We start from the raw sequence: 6,097 nt of genomic DNA, 5'->3' as shown, positions 1-6,097 counted from the left end.
TGTTCCTATTAATAGGAACGCCCTACACATTTGGTTCGTCTTATTCGTTCAGTTTTCAAAGGTCTATTTCTGTTGCACCAGCAACTTTTATATCTTATCAGATTTCAAAATTAAAGTCAACACTTTTTTGAAATATTTTTAAGATAAAAAAACAAATTTGCTGGATTAAATCAACAACTTTTATAAGTTACCATAAGCGAAACCATCCGTCAACACTTGATTTCAAGAAGTTTCTTCCCTCATGGGACATATAATAATATAGCAATCTTCCCTTCTTAATGCAACCAAAAAAGTAATATTTTTTTACATTTTTTATTAACCGAACGAAAACTAAAAGTTCTATTATTTTGTTCGATTAATATTCATGAATAACATCCATTGCAAACAATTTCGTAATTCATCTTTCGTTTCTACTATAAAATAAAAAGCCTCAGATTTTACTCTGAAGCTAATTTTGTGTTTCATCATCTATTTTTATTTCTTGAATTGGGATGTAAATTCTAAAAATTGTCCCTTTTCCTAATGAACTTTCTACTGTAATTCTTCCTTTATAGCTTTCCAAAAGTTTATGAGCTATCGACAAGCCTAAACCATTACCACCTTTTGTTCTTGCCCGTGCCTTATCAACACGATAAAAACGATTGAATACTTTGTCTACGTCTTCATTCGGGATACCTTCACCAAAATCTTGAATGGCAATTTCAAAATCATTAAATGTTGAAGATATAGAAAGATGTACTTCTTTACGCTCTGTTGAATACTTCACCGCATTATCTAACACAATGATTAAAATTTGCTCAAAGTGGTTTCGATAAATTTTTAGAACCTTTTCATGAACCAAATCATCGTCTAAGGTAAATGTAAATTCTGGATATAGTAATTTAAAATTATTAAATACTTGGTAAGTCACTTCTTTAGCATTAGAAACCTCATTACTATAATAGACATCTACTTGCTCAGCTCGTGACAAATCTAACATTTCTTGAACAAGACTCTTCATCCGATTGATTTCTTGTAAACTCGCAGCAATTGATTCTTCTAATATCTCAGGATCATCTTTTCCCCAACGATTTAACATGTTCAAATGACCTTCAATTACAGCAACCGGCGTTCTCAATTCATGGGAAACATCCTCAACGAAACGTTCTTGCTGTTCTACATACATTCTGATCCGATCAATCATATCATTAAACATAGATGAAAGATCCGCCAACTCATCATTTGAATTGATTTCGGGTACATGGACTTCAGCCTGCGGATCTTGCCGGATGCGATCCATTGTATCTCGTAAAAGTTTCAAAGGTTTCAAGAAGTATGAAGAAAGCATAAAGCCTAAAATACTACTAACCACTAGTGAAACAATTTCCAGCACAATCAAGGTGAGTAACAACTTACTGCGCATTTCGTAAAAATCAGTTAATTGATAAAACACTTGAACATAACCAATTTTTTCTTTGCTTTCCTTTGAGTAAACAGGTTCCACTGATAAAAAGCCATTCTCTCCATCTAAAGTCACGATTTTAGGTACCATTTCTTTTTTTTGAACCAATGGTTGATAGACATCTTGGGTTTTAAATACCAATTTCTTATTTAAATTATAAATAGAGAGCGATAATTGCGGTTGTCCTAATTCAGAAATAAAACTATCAATCCGCATAATGTTGCCTTCTAAAGTCATGTTTTGATCATATAAAGCTGTATCACTACTGGTGGATTCTGTTAAAGTCCGGTAGGTGTTTACCAAAGTCAATTCTTCGTCAGCGTTTGACAAACGAGAAGAAACTTCGGAAATCGTGTTGGCAATATTCACTCGTTCTTTATTTACGATTAAATTCACAGACGACTTATAAGTGATTACCGCAAAAATGGTAAATACTACGAATATAAAGAAAGAACTAGTAAAGGCCCACTTAATAGTGAGAGAAGGCCCTTGCAGTTCTTTGTCTTTATTGAAAATTTTTATCATGAGCGCATAACGTAACCAGTTCCACGAACAGTTTGGATATAACTGTCTTCGCCTGGTACATCAATTTTATTACGTAGATAACGGATATACACGTCCACTACGTTTGTCTCAACTTCAGTTTCGTAACCCCAGACTTTGTTTAATAATACGTCACGTGCCAATACAACATTCACATTTTCCATTAAGGTTAATAGTAATTCGTATTCACGTTTGGTTAATTCGATGATTTCACTACCTCGACGAACAACACGATTTTCTTTTTCGATTGTTAAATCGCGATAAGTGATAGTTGTTTGTTTCGCAACATTCTTATCACCTTCAATATCGATTCGACGTAATAGTGCGCGCAAACGAGCTAGTAACTCTTCAATCGCAAATGGTTTTACGATATAATCGTCAGCACCATGATCCAAACCTGAAACGCGGTCAATGACTGAATCTCTTGCAGTCATCATGATAATTGGCGTATTTTTAACTTGTCGTACGCGGCGACAGACTTCTAACCCATTTAGTTCTGGTAACATTAAGTCAAGTAAGATAGCATCCCAATCTGATTCAAGGGCAGCCTCTAGACCAGTTCGACCATTATAGTGAACTTCTGTTTCATAACCTTCATGTTTTAATTCCAATTCCACAAAACGGGCTAAATTCTTTTCGTCTTCAATAATCAGAATATTGCTCATTAAATTAATTCCTCTCCGATTTTGATTTGATTAAACCTTTGTTATTATAGGCATAAATCATTCAAAAAGCTATAGTCAATTCTAACATGAAATCTTAGATAAAAAAACTAAGGAAGATCATTTTGTTGAAATTCCCTAGTTATTTTTGGTTAATTATTCTTCGTGGTACCAGCTATAGTGGAAGATTCCTGCTTTATCTGTTCGTTCATACGTGTGGGCACCAAAGTAATCTCTTTGCGCTTGGATCAAGTTTGCAGGTAAGCGTTCAGCACGATAAGAGTCGTAGTAGGTAATTGCTGAAGAGAAAGTTGGTACTGGAATCCCTGCTTGAACCGCAATGGCCACAACTTCACGAACGGCTTTTTGATATTTTGCAGCAATATCTTTAAAGTAATCATCCAACATTAAGTTAGCAATATCTGGATCTTTTTTATACGCATCAGTAATCTTTTGCAAGAAACGAGCCCGGATGATACAACCGGCACGCCAGATTTTTGCAATATCACCAAATGGCAAATCCCAATCATATTCTTTTGAAGCGGTTCTTAATTGAGAAAATCCTTGTGCATAGCTCATTAATTTACTAAAGTACAAAGCCTGACGAATTTTTTCAATTAATTCAGTTTTATCGCCTTCGTATTTATATTCAGCTGGTGCTGCTAAAACCTTACTAGCATTTACTCGTTCTTCTTTATAGGCTGAAATGAAACGAGCAAACACAGATTCAGTAATTAATGGTAAAGGTACCCCTAAATCTAAAGCAGATTGTGACGTCCATTTACCAGTTCCTTTATTACCTGCTGCATCTAAAATAACATCAACAATTGGTTTGCCAGTGCCTTCATCGTCTTTACGAGTCAAAATATCAGCAGTAATCTCAATCAGATAACTATCTAATTCGCCCTTATTCCATTCACTAAAAACATCAGCCAATTCTTCAACTGAAAGGCCTAGTAATTGTTTCATCAAATCGTATGATTCAGCGATTAATTGCATGTCACCATACTCAATTCCATTATGCACCATTTTTACATAATGACCGGCACCGTTTGGTCCAATATAAGTTACACATGGTTCGCCATCTTCATCTGCTTTGGCAGCAATTTGTTCAAATATCGGCGCTACTAAGTCGTACGCTTCTTTTTGACCCCCAGGCATCATTGAAGGACCTTCTAATGCTCCTTTTTCGCCACCGGATACACCCGTACCGATAAAATTAATACCAGAGTTAGCTAATTCTTCATTTCGACGAATGGTATCTTGGAAGAAGGTATTTCCACCGTCGATCAAGATATCACCTTTGTCTAAATGAGGTAATAATTCTTTAATTGTTGCATCTGTTGCTGGACCAGCTTTAACCATTAGTAAAATACGGCGCGGTTTTTCAATTGAATCTGCAAATTCTTCCATTGTATAAGTAGCTTTTAAATTTTTATCTGGATGTTCTGTCACTACTTCGTCCGTTTTTGCACCTGTTCGATTAAATAGTGCTACTGAATATCCTCGACTTTCAATATTTAAAGCCAAATTTTTTCCCATTACCGCCATTCCGACGACACCAAATTGTTGTTTTGTCATACAAAGACCTCCTAAATATAGCTCATATCAAACTTATTATAGCTTAACAAATAATAAATGAGAAATGAATTGGTTTTTTTTAAAAGAAAAACCCCAAGACTCCATGGTTAGTCTTGGGGTTTAATAAGCTCTATCAAAAAATGCTTATGCTTCTTTAGCCATTACATCTTTCCCATCGTAGTAGCCACAGTTGGCACAAACGTGATGGCTTTTTTTCATTTCACCACAGTTAGGACATTCGTTTAATCCTTTGATAGTTAATTTGTAATGTGTACGGCGTTTTGCTTTCTTCGCTTTTGAAGTTTTTCTAGCTGGTACTGCCATTTGGTGTTCCACCTCCTTAAAAAATTTGTATCATGAAGATACATCTATTCCAATCCTACTTAGTCTTCTTCATTTAATAACTCAGATAACTTTGCAAGACGAGGATCAATAACTGGTTGTTGATTTTTTTGTTGTAGATAGTCTTCTTCACTAATGACCTGCCAATCATTTCCTTTTGGTAATTCATCTGCAGCTTCTTCTTCTTTTGAAAAAACTTGCAAAGGAATAGCCAGTAAAATGTTGTCTTCAATCGAATTAGTTAAATCAATTGAATCAGAATCAAGCACTAAAACCTCTTCATCCCGATCTTCTAAATCAGACCAATTTTCTCGTGTCATAAAAATCTCGTCAACTGACAAGTCTAATGGCAATTCAACTGGTTCAAGCGATCTAGCAGAAGGAACTGTTACAACAGTTTTTAGTTGATAATGTAACAAATATTCATTTTTTGCAACAGATAAAATACCTGTCACAGCAACTGGTTGCACATCTAAAATTTCGTTATCTCGGGCCATCAAATTCTTCTTAACATCAACAGTTTCGGAAAAATTTAAAGGCTCATCTTGGTAACGACGCAATTCACCAATCGACCATTTCATCTTCATCACCTCTAAGCAACAATCGCTATTATACAGGTGTTAAATTTAGTTGTCAATGAAATTTTCTTGACACCTTGAAATATTCCGATAAATTGTTTTTTTCGTTTCAATTTATGCTAAACTAGCTAAAAAATGAGGGGGTTTGACAATGATACTATCTTTTGAAAATGTCACTTTTACAAGAGAAAAAAGAAACCTATTAAAACAAATTAACTGGCAGATGGGAACAGGACAGCATTGGGGAATATTAGGATTAAATGGTGCTGGCAAGACGTTGCTACTGCAATTAATCACAGGTTCCTTATGGCCTAGCAGCGGAAAATTAACCGTCTTGGGTGAAGTATTTGGGAAAACTTCAATCCCAGAATTACAGAAAAAAATTGGCTGGGTATCCACCGCTCTTCAATACCGCATTCGTACCAATGAACTAGCTGAAATGATCGTTCTTTCCGGAAAATTTGCCAGCATAGGCATTTATCAAAAATATCAACCAGAAGATTTAAAAAAAGCGAAATCTTTACTAGGGCTCTTTGAAGCCAGTCATTTAATTGGAAAAACCTATCATTTGTTGTCACAAGGCGAACGACAAATTGTCTTGATTGCCCGGGCTTTAATGGCAGAACCAGAACTATTAATCTTAGATGAACCTTGTAATGGTCTTGATTTATTTGCCCGTGAAGAGTTGCTAAATAAGATTGAGTTGTTAGCGACACAAGAAAATGCCCCAACCTTACTTTTTGTTACTCATCATACAGAAGAACTTTTACCAATTTTCCAACACCTTATGTTGTTAAAAGACGGCACTATTTTTGCAAATGATACTCGCGATAAACTTTTTAATAAACAAATACTGTCAAAATTTTATAATCGACCAATCCGTTTTCAAGAAATTACACCTGAACGGTTGATGGTTTTACCAGGAGACTAAATTATTTAATTTTAACCAA

Annotated in this window: 6 protein-coding genes; 1 reads left to right on the top strand and 5 read right to left on the bottom strand. The window is 35.0% G+C overall.

Annotation, left to right across the window (positions count from 1 at the left end; translation table 11 throughout):
• Positions 1–448 precede the first annotated feature (448 nt).
• From KUA55_RS17550 to KUA55_RS17530, 5 genes are all read right to left on the bottom strand, one after another.
• On the bottom strand, positions 449–1,966 hold the full coding sequence (locus tag KUA55_RS17550) for a HAMP domain-containing sensor histidine kinase (RefSeq protein ID WP_218327676.1): 1,518 nt from the start codon (positions 1,964–1,966) through the stop codon (positions 449–451).
• Positions 1,963–2,649 (bottom strand): response regulator transcription factor, encoded by a 687-nt coding sequence (locus KUA55_RS17545; protein ID WP_218327675.1) that lies wholly within the window; start codon positions 2,647–2,649, stop codon positions 1,963–1,965. Before KUA55_RS17545 ends, KUA55_RS17550 begins: the two co-directional genes overlap by 4 nt.
• A 153-nt stretch (positions 2,650–2,802) precedes the next feature.
• The gene (gndA, locus tag KUA55_RS17540; RefSeq protein WP_218327674.1) at positions 2,803–4,227 is read right to left on the bottom strand and encodes an NADP-dependent phosphogluconate dehydrogenase; all 1,425 of its coding nucleotides are present in this window, start codon (positions 4,225–4,227) and stop codon (positions 2,803–2,805) included.
• 144 nt (positions 4,228–4,371) lie between these two features.
• Positions 4,372–4,551, bottom strand: coding sequence for a 50S ribosomal protein L32 (gene rpmF / locus KUA55_RS17535; RefSeq protein ID WP_218327673.1), 180 nt, complete (start codon positions 4,549–4,551; stop codon positions 4,372–4,374).
• A gap of 59 nt (positions 4,552–4,610) precedes the next feature.
• The gene (locus tag KUA55_RS17530; protein ID WP_218327672.1) at positions 4,611–5,150 is read right to left on the bottom strand and encodes a YceD family protein; all 540 of its coding nucleotides are present in this window, start codon (positions 5,148–5,150) and stop codon (positions 4,611–4,613) included.
• Positions 5,151–5,298: 148 nt separating this feature from the next.
• Here KUA55_RS17530 and KUA55_RS17525 point away from each other — a divergent pair, with 148 nt between their 5' ends.
• Positions 5,299–6,078 carry an ABC transporter ATP-binding protein gene (locus KUA55_RS17525; protein WP_218327671.1) on the top strand — a complete coding sequence of 260 codons (780 nt, stop codon included), beginning with the start codon at positions 5,299–5,301 and terminating at the stop codon, positions 6,076–6,078.
• Positions 6,079–6,097 lie beyond the last annotated feature (19 nt).

The sequence above is a fragment of the Enterococcus alishanensis genome (assembly GCF_019218635.1).
In the GTDB taxonomy this organism is placed as follows: Bacteria; Bacillota; Bacilli; order Lactobacillales; family Enterococcaceae; genus Enterococcus_A; species Enterococcus_A alishanensis.
Note: the sequence above shows the minus strand (reverse complement) of the source record. Positions and strands in the feature narration are given on the sequence as shown.